General features: G+C 66.9%; 13 protein-coding genes. 7 read left to right on the plus strand and 6 right to left on the minus strand.

The features are described from left to right. Positions 1-45: 45 nt before the first annotated feature. Positions 46-2,652, plus strand: coding sequence for an aminopeptidase N (gene pepN / locus RH91_RS02925; RefSeq protein WP_010161028.1), 2,607 nt, complete (start codon positions 46-48; stop codon positions 2,650-2,652). Between the two features lie 175 nt (positions 2,653-2,827). Here pepN and RH91_RS22785 read toward each other — a convergent pair whose 3' ends face one another. The 3 genes from RH91_RS22785 to pabB form a co-directional block, all read right to left on the minus strand. Further along, positions 2,828-2,965 carry a hypothetical protein gene (locus tag RH91_RS22785; protein WP_170318333.1) on the minus strand — a complete coding sequence of 46 codons (138 nt, stop codon included), beginning with the start codon at positions 2,963-2,965 and terminating at the stop codon, positions 2,828-2,830. A 132-nt stretch (positions 2,966-3,097) separates the two neighbouring features. Next, positions 3,098-4,297 (minus strand): pyridoxal phosphate-dependent aminotransferase, encoded by a 1,200-nt coding sequence (locus RH91_RS02930; RefSeq protein WP_010161029.1) that lies wholly within the window; start codon positions 4,295-4,297, stop codon positions 3,098-3,100. Between the two features lie 36 nt (positions 4,298-4,333). After that, positions 4,334-6,115 carry an aminodeoxychorismate synthase component I gene (gene pabB, locus RH91_RS02935; protein WP_010161030.1) on the minus strand — a complete coding sequence of 594 codons (1,782 nt, stop codon included), beginning with the start codon at positions 6,113-6,115 and terminating at the stop codon, positions 4,334-4,336. Positions 6,116-6,209: 94 nt separating this feature from the next. Here pabB and RH91_RS02940 point away from each other — a divergent pair, with 94 nt between their 5' ends. After that, positions 6,210-6,869, plus strand: coding sequence for an MBL fold metallo-hydrolase (locus tag RH91_RS02940; RefSeq protein ID WP_010161031.1), 660 nt, complete (start codon positions 6,210-6,212; stop codon positions 6,867-6,869). 61 nt (positions 6,870-6,930) lie between these two features. Here the strand turns inward: RH91_RS02940 and RH91_RS02945 are convergent, their stop codons facing one another. After that, complete coding sequence (locus tag RH91_RS02945; protein WP_010161032.1) at positions 6,931-7,353, minus strand: MAPEG family protein; 423 nt, start codon at positions 7,351-7,353, stop codon at positions 6,931-6,933. 219 nt (positions 7,354-7,572) lie between these two features. Between RH91_RS02945 and rpmF the strand changes: the two genes are divergently transcribed. The 5 genes from rpmF (at position 7,573) to RH91_RS02970 (ending at position 10,589) form a co-directional block, all read left to right on the plus strand. After that, positions 7,573-7,752, plus strand: coding sequence for a 50S ribosomal protein L32 (gene rpmF, locus RH91_RS02950; RefSeq protein WP_010161033.1), 180 nt, complete (start codon positions 7,573-7,575; stop codon positions 7,750-7,752). 70 nt (positions 7,753-7,822) lie between these two features. Further along, positions 7,823-8,854, plus strand: a complete 1,032-nt coding sequence (plsX, locus tag RH91_RS02955; RefSeq protein ID WP_026046386.1) for a phosphate acyltransferase PlsX — start codon at positions 7,823-7,825, stop codon at positions 8,852-8,854. After that, a complete protein-coding gene (locus tag RH91_RS02960) occupies positions 8,851-9,825 on the plus strand; it encodes a beta-ketoacyl-ACP synthase III (protein WP_010161036.1) in 975 nt (324 codons plus the stop codon). The genes plsX and RH91_RS02960 overlap by 4 nt, the downstream gene beginning before the upstream one ends. Positions 9,826-9,918: 93 nt before the next feature. Further along, positions 9,919-10,218, plus strand: coding sequence for an integration host factor subunit alpha (locus RH91_RS02965; protein WP_026046385.1), 300 nt, complete (start codon positions 9,919-9,921; stop codon positions 10,216-10,218). A gap of 8 nt (positions 10,219-10,226) precedes the next feature. Then, positions 10,227-10,589: a MerR family transcriptional regulator gene (locus RH91_RS02970; protein ID WP_010161038.1), complete on the plus strand. Its 363-nt coding sequence runs from the start codon at positions 10,227-10,229 to the stop codon at positions 10,587-10,589. A gap of 155 nt (positions 10,590-10,744) precedes the next feature. On the opposite strand, the gene RH91_RS02975 is transcribed toward RH91_RS02970, so the two are convergent. Continuing rightward, the gene (locus RH91_RS02975; RefSeq protein WP_010161039.1) at positions 10,745-12,316 is read right to left on the minus strand and encodes a peptide chain release factor 3; all 1,572 of its coding nucleotides are present in this window, start codon (positions 12,314-12,316) and stop codon (positions 10,745-10,747) included. A gap of 17 nt (positions 12,317-12,333) precedes the next feature. Then, a complete protein-coding gene (locus RH91_RS02980; protein ID WP_010161040.1) occupies positions 12,334-13,209 on the minus strand; it encodes an aldose 1-epimerase family protein in 876 nt (291 codons plus the stop codon). Between the last annotated feature and the right edge of the window lie 26 nt (positions 13,210-13,235).

Consider the following 13,235-nt stretch of genomic DNA (forward strand, 5'->3'; position numbering starts at 1 on the left):
CGATTTCGGTGGCACCGCGCGCATGCCCCCCTTACATCTCGGGACATGCTCGATATCCAGACCAGCCTCGCCCAGCCGCACGTCACCCGCCGCGCGGATTATACCGCGCCCGACTGGCAGGTTCCGGAAATCGCGCTGGATTTCGATCTCGATCCGGCGAAGACGCGGGTGAAGGCAACGCTCCACGTGCTCCGCACCGACGCGCATGATCGCCCGCTGCGGCTCGACGGCGAAGGGCAGACGCTGCTGTCGGTCAAGGTCGACGGTGCGCAGGTCAACGACTGGGTGATCGAGGACGGCGCGCTGCTGCTCCACCTGACGGGCTCGGCGCACGTCATCGAGACCGAAGTCGAGATCGCGCCCGATCGCAACACGCAGCTGATGGGGCTCTATGCCTCGGGCGGGAACCTCTGCACTCAGTGCGAGGCGGAAGGCTTCCGCCGCATCACCTTCTTCCCCGACCGGCCCGACGTGCTCAGCCGCTACACGGTGCGGATGACCGCGGACAAGGCGCGCTATCCGGTACTGCTCGCGAATGGCGACCCGGTCGCGCAGGGCGATGCGGGCGACGGGCGGCATTGGGCGGAGTGGAACGATCCCTTCCCCAAGCCGTGCTACCTGTTCGCGCTGGTCGCGGGCGATCTCGCGGTCAATCGCGGCACGTTCGTCACCGCCTCGGGCCGGACGGTCGAGCTCGGCATCTGGGTCCGCGCGGCGGATCTAGAGCGCACGCACCACGCGCTCGACGCGCTCAAGACTTCAATGGCGTGGGACGAGCGGACCTATGGCCGCGAATATGACCTCGACGTGTTCAACATCGTCGCGGTCGACGATTTCAACTTCGGCGCGATGGAGAACAAGGGGCTCAACATCTTCAACAGCCGCTACATCCTGGCGGACCCCGACACCGCGACCGATTACGATTACGACGCGATCGCCGCGGTCGTTGCGCACGAATATTTTCACAACTGGTCGGGCAACCGAGTCACCTGCCGCGACTGGTTCCAGCTCTCGCTGAAGGAAGGCTTCACGGTCTACCGCGACCAGACCTTCTCCGCCGACCAGGGCTCCGCCGCGGTCAAGCGGATCGAGGACGTGCGGGGCCTGCGCGCCGCACAATTCCCCGAGGATGCCGGGCCGCTCGCGCACCCGATCCGGCCGAATGCTTATCAGGAAATCTCGAACTTCTACACCGCGACCATCTACAACAAGGGTGCCGAGATCATCCGGATGCTGGCCACGATCCTCGGCCCGGACCGCTTCCGTGCAGGCACCGACCTGTATTTCGACCGGTTCGACGGGACCGCCGCGACCTGCGAGGACTTCGTCGCGAGCCTCGAGGACGCGAGCGGGGTCGACCTTGCGCAATTCCGCCGCTGGTACGGCCAGGCGGGCACGCCACGCGTCACCGCGTCGCTGACGCACCATCTGGGCTCGGCGCGCGCGGAACTGGTGCTGACGCAGCGCACCCCGCCGACGCCGGGCCAGTCGGACAAGCTACCGGTCGTCCTCCCGCTCAAGATCAAGCTGTTTGGCGCGGAGACCGGCCACGCGCTGACCGACGAACAGACGATCCTGCTAACCGATGCCGAGCAGACGATCGTGTTCGAGACGGTCACCGAGCGGCCCGTGCTGTCGATCAACCGCGGCTTCTCCGCGCCCGCGATCATCGCGACCGACCGGAGTGCCGAAGACCTCGCCTTCCTCGGCGCGCACGACGACGATCCGTTCGCGCGGTATGAGGCATTGCAGCAGTTGATGCTCGACACGCTCGTCGAGGGTGCGTCGCAGGGCCGTGCGGATCATGCGGCGGTGGTGGCCGCGATCAAGGGCACGCTTGCCGACGCGAAGCTCGACTCGGCGTTCATCGCCGAGGCGGTGCTGCTCCCGTCGGAGAGCTTCATCGGCGACCAGCTTGCGATCGTCGACCCCGAGGCGATCTTCCGCGCGCGCGAGTCGCTCCGCCGCGACATCGGACGTGCGCTGGAGAGTGAATGGCGGTCGGCCTACGATCGCGCCCGCGCCAACACCGCCGGCGGTTATATCTACTCGCCCGACGCGAAGGGCCAGCGCCGGCTCAAGGCGGTCGCGCTCGGCTATATCGCGGCATCGGGCGCGTCGGACGCGGGCGATCTCGCGTTCGCGCAGTTCGAAGCGGCGGACAACATGACCGACCGGCAGAGCGCGCTCACCACGTTGGTCGGCGGCGAAGCCCCGCAGCGCGAGCCCGCACTCGACATCTTCTACAATCGCTACAGCGACAATGCGCTGGTGCTAGACAAATGGTTCTCGGTCCAAGCGATGGCCCCGCGCGACGATACCGGCGCGGCGGTCGAGGCGCTGTCGCGGCATCGCGACTTCACCTTGTCCAACCCGAACCGCGCGCGCGCGCTGATCGGGGCGTTCGGGGTGAACCAGCGTGCGTTCAATGCGGCATCGGGGGCGGGGTATCGCTTCCTGGCGGACCAGTTGATCGCGCTCGACAAGCTCAACCCGCAGACCGCGGCCAAGCTGATCCCCCCGCTCGGGCGTTGGCGGCGGTTCGATACGGCGCGTGCCGGGCTGATGCGCGCGGAGCTGGAGCGGATCGTCGCGACGCCGGGGCTGTCGAAGGACATGTTCGAACAGGCGTCGAAGAGTCTGGAGGGGTAGGTCGCGGGGGGGTGTGCCTCCCCCCAAACCGTCATCCCCGCAGACGCGGGATCCATACTGGCTGAATGTGCCCGTCTTACGGGCCGCTAGTATCAATGGATTCCCGCCTTCGCGGGAATGACGGTAAGTGTGGGCGGGTACGAAGCCAGCAAGCTCCCGCAACCGCGAACGCGCCTCAGCGCGTCGCCGCAACCTCGGTCCGCATCGCGGCATGCGCGCCCTCGACCGGGTGCAACGTGACGAGCGCAACCGCGCCCAGCGCGAAACCGCCAACGAACTGCCAGATGAAATCGGACTTCAGGATGCGGCGCATCGTCTTACCTCTTCGTCGCCGGCAGGAACGCCGGAAAACGTAGCGGTCAGATCGTCCTGATGCTGCACCGCGACAAGAGCCAAATCGCAAACGCAGCGTTGCCAAAAGCTGAACGATCGTTTCGGATACGGTTCATCGAAGCGCCGCGCATGCCGCGTGGATCCGCTCGCATGCCGATTTCAGCAGCGCGTCCGAAGTCGCATAGGAGATCCGCATCGCGGGCGACAGGCCGAACGCCGCGCCCTGCACCGCCGCGACCTTCGCATCGTCGAGCAGATAGGCGACCATCGCCTCGTCGCTGTCGATCAGCTTGCCCGACGAGGTCGACTTGCCGATCAGCGCGGAGAACTCCGGATAGACGTAGAACGCACCATCGGGCTTGGGGCAGGTAATCCCTTCGGCATCGTTGAGCATCCCGACCACCAGATCGCGCCGCACCTGGAACGCCGCCGCGCGCTCTTTCAGAAACGACTGGTCACCGTTGAGCGCCGCCACCGCCGCCGCCTGCGCGATCGAGCAGGGGTTGCTGGTCGATTGCGACTGGAGCTTGGCCATTGCCTTGATCAGCCACGACGCACCCCCTGCGAAGCCGATCCGCCACCCGGTCATCGCATAGGCCTTGGAGCAACCGTTCACCGTCAGCGTGCGCTCGTACAGCGACGGGCAGACCTGCGCGATCGTCGCGAATTCGAAGCCGTCGTACAGGATGTGCTCGTACATATCGTCTGAGAAGATCCACACATGCGGATGCCGCTCAAGCACGTCGCCAAGCGCCTTGAGTTCGGCGGCGGTATAGGCCGCGCCCGTCGGGTTGGACGGCGAGTTGAGGATCACCCACTTGGTCCGGGGCGTGATCGCCGCCTCGAGCTGCTCGGGGAGCAGCTTGTAGCCCTGCGCGGGGCCGGCCGCGACGAACACGGGCGTGCCGCCTGCGAACAGCACGACGTCGGGATAGCTGACCCAATAGGGCGCGGGGACGATCACCTCGTCGCCCGCTTCGACGGTCGCGACGATCGCGTTGAACAGGGTGTGCTTCCCGCCGACGTTCACGCTGATCTGGTCCGCCGCATAGGTCAGGCCATTGTCGCGCGTGAACTTGGCGGCGATCGCCGCCTTCAGCTCGGGCGTGCCATCGACGTTGGTATATTTGGTCTGGCCGTCGCGGATCGCCTTGATCGCGGCTTCCTTGACGAAATCGGGGGTATCGAAATCGGGTTCGCCCGCGCCCAGGCCGATCACGTCGACGCCCGCGCGCTTCAATTCCTGCACGCGCGACGTGATTGCCAGCGTCGGCGATGGCTTGATCCGGTTGAGCGCGGCGGAGGGGTGCATAGCAAAGGCCTAAATGACGAACGGTCGGGCGTGCGCTTATCGTGGCGGTGGCGTCGTCGCAACCGTTCGTCGCGCACGAATCAGACCGCGCACTGCATTGCCGATGAAAAATTCGTGCGCGAGGTCGTCCGCGGTCAGCACACCCTCGACCGCGCGACCGGTCGCGAGCAGCTCGGTGCGCAATACCCCCGGGAGCAACCCGTCGGGCAGCGGCGGCGTCACCAGCACATCGCCGCGCGGCACGAACAGCGCGGTGAAGCTCCCTTCGGTCAGCCGGCCGTCCGCGCGTTCGAACAGCACCTCGAAACACCCGGATGCGACTCGCGCGGAATCGTAGAAGGCACGGTCGGTCGTCTTGTGGCGCAATCGGAAATCGGCGGGCGCGACCGGGAGCGGGACGATTGCCACCGCGACGGGTTCGGCGGGCGTTGCGGGCAATGCGGCGACCTCGATCGCCACCGCGCCGCTCGGCGCGAGCATCAGCCGCACCCGCGACGCGACGCGCAGCCGGAAGGTCGCCGCCTGCAATTCGTTGCGCGCGCTGTGCCGGTCGAACGCGAACCCGAGCGCGGCCGCGCTCGCCGCGATCCGGCGGAGATGCCGGTCGAGCAGCAGCAGCCCCTCCTCGGGGTCGAACGCCATCGTCTCGATCAGGTCGAACCGGCGAACCCCGTGCGTCAGGAACGCGAGCTTGGCGCGCGCCTCGTCCCATTCCGCCGCCGGGTCGGAGTCGGCGACGATCCCGCCGCCCGCGCCGATCGTCGCTTGCTCCGCGCCGTGGGGCCACACCAACGTGCGGATCGCGACATTGGCGATCGCGTCGCCGTTCGCATCGAGCCGCACGACCGCCCCGGTGTAGAGCCCGCGTGGGCCATCCTCGATACCCTGGATCGCGCGCATCGCGGCGATCTTGGGCGCGCCGGTGATCGACCCGCACGGGAACAGCGCGGCGAGCACGTCGACCGCGTCCTGCCCGGGCGCGAGTTCCGCGGTCACGGTCGACACCATCTGGTGGACCGTCGGGTAGCTTTCCACTGCGAACAGCGTCGGCACCGCGACCGAGCCGGCGCGCGCGACTCGCGCGAGATCGTTGCGCATCAGGTCGACGATCATCAGATTTTCCGCGCGCTGCTTCGGGTCGTCGCGCAGCGCCGCGATCGCCGCCGCATCGGCGGCGGGCGTCGCTCCCCGGCGCGCCGTGCCCTTCATCGGGCGACACGTCAGCCGGTCGCCGTCGAGCGCGAAGAACAGCTCTGGTGACAGCGACAGGATCGTCTCCGCGCCGGTATCGATCAGCGCGCCGAACCCCGCGCGCGCACTGCCGCGCAACCGGGCATAAAGCGACAACGGATCACCGCACACCGGCAGCGTGGCGCGATAGGTCAGGTTCGCCTGATACAGCCCGCCCGCGACGATCTCTTCGCGGACTGCGGCAAACTGCGCGTGATAAGTCTCCGGCGTTATGGCCGGCTCGGGCGCGCCATTCCAGGCCCCCGCCGGATCGGGCAGCAACGCCGCGACCGCTTCGGGCGCGATTTCGCGATAGGTCGCAAATAAGCCGAACCACGCGAGCGGCTGGCCGGTCGTGGGGGGCGAGTCGAGCGCGGGTTCGAACGCGGCAGCCGCCTCATATGTGAGGAAGCCGACCGCATGGAGCCCATCTGCGCGCGCCGCGCGTACCGCCGCCAGCACCGCGTCGATCTCGTCGACCGTGCGCGCCTGCACGATCCTTAGCGGATCGGTATAGAGCCGCGCCGGTGCGCCGCCGTCCTGCGCGTCGTCGAGCAGGATGAAGGGAGGGGTCTGTTGGCTCAGCATCGTCCCCCGGCAAATGCCTCGCTTGTTGCCTTGGGGGCAACCCTAAACCCGGTGAAGCTTGCCGCAAAAGCCGCGCCGCCGTATCGAGTCGGGCATGAGCACCCCGCCCCTCCGCGCCGCGATCCTCCCCGTCACCCCGCTCCAGCAGAATTGCACGCTGCTCTGGTGCACCGCCACGATGCGCGGCGCGTTCGTCGATCCGGGTGGCGACCTGCCCCGGCTGCGCGAGGCGGCGGCCCAGCATGGCGTGACGATCGAGAAGATCATCCTGACGCACGGCCACATCGACCATTGCGGGGAGGCCAAGCCGCTTGCCGACGAGCTCGGCGTACAGATCGAGGGCCCGCACGAGGAAGACCGCTTCCTTACCTCCACGCTGTCCGAGAGCGGCGCGCAATATGGCATCCCGGGGGTCAATTTCGAGCCGGACCGCTGGCTGGTCGAAGGCGATACGGTAACGGTCGGCGATCTCGTGCTCGATGTCTACGAGACGCCCGGGCACACGCCCGGCCACGTCATCTTCCACCACGCACCGTCGAAGCTGGCGATCGTCGGCGACGTGCTGTTCGCAGGCTCGGTCGGCCGGACCGATTTCCCGCGCGGGAATCACCCCCAGCTGATCGAGTCGATCGTCACGAAGCTGTGGCCGCTCGGGGACGACACGACGTTCCTCCCCGGCCACGGCCCGGCCAGCACCTTCGCGCACGAGCGCGCGACCAACATGTTCGTCAGCGACTCGGCGCTCGCGGACTAGAAGCCGCCCGTCCTCCCGCGCCATGCCGGACCAAGCCCGGCATGGCGAAGGCGGAAGAACGTCACCCCGCCGGCGCGACGCTCGGTGCGACAACGCTCGCCGTCGGATGTCCGATCAACGGCATCACGATTGCATAGCCGCCCAGCCCGAGCAGCAGCAGGAAGGTGATCAGCGTCCCCGCCATCCGCCCGAAACCCCAGCCGTCCATCCCCAGCGGATGCGCGACGCGCGCGACCAGGAACAGCGCGCTCGCGCTCCACAGCCACCACGAGCTGCCCGCGGTGAACTCGATCAGCGCAAGCAGGATCAGGATGAACGGCGCATATTCGACGAAATTGGCCTGTGCGCGCATCTGGCGGATCAGCCGCTCGTCGCCGCCGTCGCCAATAAACACCTTCGCCTTGCCGCGCGCCGCTCCAACGCGTGCCGCCAGCCACAAATTGATGATCGCCGCCGCGCCCGCGGTCACCAGCGTGATCGTCATGTCGGATCCCGAAACCATCGCACTCTCCCCTTCTGTATCAGGCCCGGTCCGTCGCACGAGCGCGCAAAGCTTGCAACGCCGCGAAGAATCGCTATAGCCCGCCATCTTCGCGAGATGTCTGGCCACCCGTGCCGCTTTCGCGGTCGACCTTGCGTCGATTGCGTCGCAACGGGTTCGGGCTTATCGCACCGGTTCAGACAAGTATAAGGTTTCGCCGAAATGGCCGTCCCCAAAAGAAAAACCACGCCGTCCAAGCGCGGCATGCGTCGTTCACACGATTCGCTCACCGTTGCGTCGTTCCAGGAATGCCCGAACTGTGGCGAACTGAAGCGTCCGCACAACCTGTGCGGGTCGTGCGGCCACTATAACGGCCGCGAGATCCTCTCGGTCGAAGGCTGATCCCGACGGATCGGCGGCGGCTCGTGCGATCGAGCGGGTGCTCAATGCGCGTATTCAGGGAGCGGCCAGCGTGACGAACAGCTCCCGAATCGCCGTCGATGCGATGGGTGGCGACGAGGGACTGGCGGTCATGCTCGCCGGTGTCGCACGCGCGTGTCGTAAATATGAGGACATGCGCTTCCTTCTCGTCGGTGACGAGTCGGCGATCGCAGCCGAACTCAAGCAGCATCCGGCCCTGAGCGCCTGCAGCGAGATCGTCCACGCCCCCGAGGTCGTCGGATCGAGTGAAAAGCCGACTCAGGCGATTCGTCGGTCCAAGAAGACGTCGATGGGGATCGCGATCGACATGGTGAAGCAGGGGCGTGCCGCTGCTTGCGTCTCCGCGGGCAACACCGGCGCGATGATGGCGATGGCGAAGCTGTCGCTGCGGATGATCCCCGGGATCGATCGGCCCGCACTCGCCGGGTTGATGCCGACGCTTGGCGACAATGACACGGTCGTGCTCGATCTCGGTGCCAACACCGAGTGCGATGCGCGCAACCTCATTCAATTCGCGGTGATGGGGGCAGCCTATGCCCGCACCTCGCTCGATCTCGCGCGCCCACGCGTCGCGTTGCTCAACATCGGCAGCGAGGACCAGAAGGGCACCGACGTGATACGCGACGCCGCGCACGCGTTGCGACATGCGTCGCACCTCCCGCTCGACTTCACCGGCTTTATCGAGGGCGACAAACTGTCGCGCGGCGATGTCGACGTGATCGTCTGCGACGGTTTCTCGGGCAATATCGCGCTCAAGACCGCCGAGGGCACCGCGCGCTTTGTCGCGGACCTGCTCAAGCGCGCGTTCCGTTCGTCGGTCCGGTCGAAAATCGGGTTCCTGATCTCCAAGCCCGCGACCGACCTGTTGCGGCATCATCTGGACCCCAACAACCACAATGGCGCGGTCTTCCTCGGGCTCAACGGGCTCGTCGTCAAAAGCCATGGCAGCGCAAACGAGATTGGCGTCGCAACCGCGATCGCGGCGGCGGCAAAAATGGTGCGCGATGACCTGACTCGGCGAATCGCCGAGGACTTGCGTGAATTCGAGGCGAAAGCAGCATGATTCGATCGGTCATCGTCGGCACCGGATCGGCGCTCCCCGCACGGCGCGTCTCGAATGCCGAGCTTGCCGAGACCGTCGACACCTCGGACGAATGGATCGTCGAGCGGACCGGGATCCGCTTCCGTCATATCGCTTCCCCCGACGAAACCACCGCGACGCTCGCTGCCGATGCGTGCCGCGCTGCCTTGGGTTCGGCCGGCCTGTCCGCGCAGGACATCGACCTGATCGTGCTCGCGACCGCGACGCCCGACCAGACGTTCCCGTCGAGCGCGACCAAGGTGCAGGCGAGCCTGGGCATCAACGATTGCGTCGCCTTCGACGTGGCGGCGGTTTGCTCGGGCTTCCTCTATGCGGTGCAGGTCGCCGACAGCATGATCCGCGCGGGGTCTGCACGCCGCGCGCTGGTGATCGGGTCCGAGACGTTCAGCCGCATTCTCGACTGGGAGGACCGCACCACCTGCGTCCTGTTCGGCGATGGCGCGGGTGCTATCATTCTGGAAGGGCAGGAAAATAACGACAGCGGCAATGCGGGGCGCGGGATTCTCTCGACACGCCTGCATGCCGACGGTCGCCACAACGAGCTGCTCTACGTCGATGGCGGCCCCTCCACCACGGGCACTGTCGGCAAGGTCCGGATGAAGGGTCGCGAAGTCTTCCGCCACGCGGTCGTCAACCTCGCGAGCGTGATGACGGAGACGCTCGCCGCAAGTGGCCTTTCCGCCGAGGACGTCGACTGGGTCGTCCCGCACCAGGCGAACGCGCGCATCCTGGATGCCACCGCGCGCAAGCTGGGCCTTCCGCCCGAGAAGGTGATCGTCACGGTCGACCAGCATGCGAACACGTCCGCTGCCTCGGTTCCGCTCGCGCTCGACACCGCGGTGAAGGACGGCCGGATCAAGCGCGGCGACCTGATCGTGCTCGAGGCGATGGGCGGCGGGTTCACCTGGGGCGCTGCAGTGGTCCGTTTTTGAGATTAACCTTGTTACGGTACTGTAACTAGCCCTTTCCGTTCGTGCCTTCTGTGTGTTAGACCAACGTCTTGCCGCTTGGGGAGGGAAACCGGAATGGCGCCTGCAGGAACGTTGACACGGGCCGATCTGGCCGAGGCTCTTCATCATCAAGTCGGCTTGTCGCGCGCAGATTCGTCGCGCCTCGTCGAACAAATTCTGTCGCACATGTGCGGGGCCCTCGCGAAGGGGGACAACGTCAAGATCTCGGGCTTCGGGACTTTCGTTCTGCGCGACAAGGGCGAACGGATCGGGCGCAATCCCAAGACCGGGGTCGAAGTGCCGATCGCGCCGCGTCGCGTCCTGACGTTCCGGGCAAGCCAGATGATGCGCGACCGCATCGTCAGCGCGGACTGAGACACATCATGGCAACGCCGCCGACGATCCCCGGCAAGGCCGAGGGGGCCTTTCGCACGATCGGAGAACTGTCGAAAGAGACGGGCTTGCCGCAGCATATCCTGCGCTATTGGGAAACCCGCTTTCCGCAGCTGCGCCCGCTCCAGCGCGCGGGAAACCGGCGCTATTACCGGCCTGAGGACGTCGTTCTCGTCCAGCGGATCGCACGGATGCTCAACGATGAGGGCTACACCATCCGGGGCGTGCAACAGGCGTTGATGGCGGACCGCAGGCGCTCTCCCGCGACGCCGCTTCCGCCCGCAAGCTATGGCGCGATCCTCGCTGTTCGTGAGGCGCTGGTCGAGGCGCTGGAACAGGACGCCGCGGCCTAGGACTTGGCGCGGCTACACCTCATCCGTTCGGCCTGAGCGAAGTCGAAGGCCCTTGCGTTCCGCTGGGGGCTTCGACTTCGCTCAGCCCGAACGGGGGAGTCGGAACGCAGGCTGGAATACCCCCCATTCGTTTCGAGCGAACGGGAAGAGGGTGCTCAGCGCTCGCGTGTCGCCGCGAAGGTGACCTTGGGGTAACGATCCGCGACATAGCCGACGTCCCACGCGGTCTTCGCCATATACACCGGGTTGTTGTCGCGATCCTTCGCCATCGACGTGCGGTTGAGGTCCATGAACGCCTTGAGATCCGCCGGATCCGCCGCCGAGACCCAGCGCGCGGTATCGTATGGCGCCATCTCCAGCCCGGCGTCGACCTTATATTCCGCCTCGAGCCGCGACAGCAGCACCTCGAGCTGGAGCTGACCGACCACCCCGATGATCCAGTTCGACCCGATCTCGGGGTAGAAAACCTGCGTCACACCCTCCTCGGCCATGTCATCGAGCGCCTTGCGCAACTGCTTGGTCTTGGTCGGATCCTTGAGCGCGACGCGGCGCAGGATTTCGGGCGCGAAGTTGGGCAGGCCGGTGAAGCGCACGTCCGCCCGCTCGGACAGCGTATCGCCCACCCGCAGCGTCCCGTGGTTGGGGATGCCGATGATGTCGCCCGGAAACGCCTCGTCCGCCAGTTCACGCTCGCGCGCGAAGAACAGGATCGGCGAGTGGATCGCGATCGGCTTGCCGTGGCCGGTCGGGGTCAGCTTCATGCCGCGCTTGAAGGTGCCCGAGCAGAGCCGCATGAACGCGATCCGGTCGCGGTGGTTAGGGTCCATGTTCGCCTGCACCTTGAACACGAAGCCCGTGACGTCGGCGCGGTCGGGCAGCACCTCGGCGGGCTCGGCCGGCTGCGGGCGCGGGCCGGGCGCGTGGCGGCCGAGCGCGTCGATCAGTTCGGCGACCCCGAACTCCTTGAGCGCCGAGCCGAAATAGACCGGGGTCTGGTCGCCGCCGCGATACGCCTCGACGTCGAACGCGCCGTAGCCGCCGAGCGCGAGCTCGGACTCGTCCTGGAGCAACTGCAGCCCCGCCGGGCTAAGCGTGGCGGCGAGCGCGGGGTCGTCGAGCCCGGTGAACGACAGCGCCTTGCCGAGGAACTCGCGGCTCGGCCCCTCGGGCCGGCTCAGGCTGTTGGCGTGGAGATCGTACACCCCCTCGAAATCGCTCCCCATGCCGACCGGCCAGCTCATCGGCGTGACGTCGAGCTGAAGCATCTCGGCAATCTCGTCGAGCAGCTCGAACGGCGGACGCCCCTCGCGATCGACCTTGTTGACGAAAGTGATGATCGGCACCGAGCGCAACCGGCAGACCTCGAACAGCTTGCGCGTCTGCGCCTCGATCCCGCGTGCGGCGTCGATCACCATGACCGCCGAATCGACCGCGGTCAGCGTGCGATACGTGTCTTCCGAGAAATCCTCGTGGCCCGGCGTGTCGAGCAGGTTGAAGGTCAGCCCGTTCCGCTCGAACGTCATCACCGACGACGTCACCGAGATCCCGCGCTGCTGCTCGATCTTCATCCAGTCCGAGCGCGCGCGGCGGTTCTGCCCGCGCGCCTTGACCTCGCCGGCAAGATGGATCGCGCCGCCGAACAGCAGCAGCTTTTCGGTCAGCGTGGTCTTGCCGGCGTCGGGGTGGGAGATGATCGCGAAGGTGCGGCGGTCGGACGTGTGATTCATCGCTGCGCTGTAGCGCCTCAGGCCTCCAACGTCACCTGCATCCCACAGGCCAGCGTCGCGCCCGGTGCGATCGCGACGATGCCGGGTTTCTCGCGGATATCGCCGCTGAACCCCTGCGGGTCGGCGATGCCGTGCCACGGCTCGATGCAGACGAACGCGGCCCCCGGCTTGGTCCAGATCCCGAGCATCGGCATGAGCGGGAAATCGACGCGCAATTGCGGGCCGGTCGGCGCGCCATAGCGGACGCTGCGCGAGTGCGGCTGGTCCCAGATCAGCGCGTCGCGTTCAAACAGCGCATCGTTCAACGCCAGCGTACGGCCGTCGAGCGGCGACGGACGGAGTTGCTGGATGATCGCGCTGTCGACCAGCTCACGAAGCGGCTCTGGCTCGTCCTCGGCGAAGACGATGCGGTGGTCGGCGCGGGGGAGACCGTACGGCAATGGCCACGCAAAGGCGGGATGGAAGCCGAAGCTCGCCGGGAGCACGTCGCCGCCGCGATTCTCGATCACCACCGCAATGTCGAGTGTGGCATCGGTGATCGTGTAGGTCACGCGCAGCGCGAACGGGAACGGATAGACCGCACGGCTCTCGGCACTGTCCTCCAGCACGAACACCGCCTGCGCCTCGCTGTGCTCGACCAAGGTGAACACGCTGCGGCGCGCGAAACCGTGCTGGTTCATCGGATATTCCGCGCCATCGATGTGGAGCACGTCCCCGTTGAGCCGCCCGACGATCGGGAACAGCAACGGCGCATGGCCGGTCCAGAAGGCTGGGTCGGCGTTGGTCATCAGCTCACGGCCCTCCGCATCGTTCAGGTGCGTCAGTTCCGCGCCGAGCGGGTTGATCGCGGCGGAAAGCTGCGGCGTGGCGATGGTGATGAGAGCGTCGGCCATGTCGGTCTGTCCTTGTATGAAAATCA

It is taken from the genome of Sphingomonas sp. PAMC 26617 (assembly GCF_000242835.1).
Lineage (GTDB): Bacteria > Pseudomonadota > Alphaproteobacteria > Sphingomonadales > Sphingomonadaceae > Sphingomonas.

Coding starts and splice junctions, on each gene's coding strand:
- pepN (WP_010161028.1), top strand. CDS start 46: ATGCTCGATATCCAGACCAGCCTCGCCCAGCCGCACGTCACCCGCCGC.
- RH91_RS22785 (WP_170318333.1), bottom strand. CDS start 2,965: ATGCGCCGCATCCTGAAGTCCGATTTCATCTGGCAGTTCGTTGGCGGT.
- RH91_RS02930 (WP_010161029.1), bottom strand. CDS start 4,297: ATGCACCCCTCCGCCGCGCTCAACCGGATCAAGCCATCGCCGACGCTG.
- pabB (WP_010161030.1), bottom strand. CDS start 6,115: ATGCTGAGCCAACAGACCCCTCCCTTCATCCTGCTCGACGACGCGCAG.
- RH91_RS02940 (WP_010161031.1), top strand. CDS start 6,210: ATGAGCACCCCGCCCCTCCGCGCCGCGATCCTCCCCGTCACCCCGCTC.
- RH91_RS02945 (WP_010161032.1), bottom strand. CDS start 7,353: ATGACGATCACGCTGGTGACCGCGGGCGCGGCGGCGATCATCAATTTG.
- rpmF (WP_010161033.1), top strand. CDS start 7,573: ATGGCCGTCCCCAAAAGAAAAACCACGCCGTCCAAGCGCGGCATGCGT.
- RH91_RS02960 (WP_010161036.1), top strand. CDS start 8,851: ATGATTCGATCGGTCATCGTCGGCACCGGATCGGCGCTCCCCGCACGG.
- RH91_RS02965 (WP_026046385.1), top strand. CDS start 9,919: ATGGCGCCTGCAGGAACGTTGACACGGGCCGATCTGGCCGAGGCTCTT.
- RH91_RS02970 (WP_010161038.1), top strand. CDS start 10,227: ATGGCAACGCCGCCGACGATCCCCGGCAAGGCCGAGGGGGCCTTTCGC.
- RH91_RS02975 (WP_010161039.1), bottom strand. CDS start 12,316: ATGAATCACACGTCCGACCGCCGCACCTTCGCGATCATCTCCCACCCC.
- RH91_RS02980 (WP_010161040.1), bottom strand. CDS start 13,209: ATGGCCGACGCTCTCATCACCATCGCCACGCCGCAGCTTTCCGCCGCG.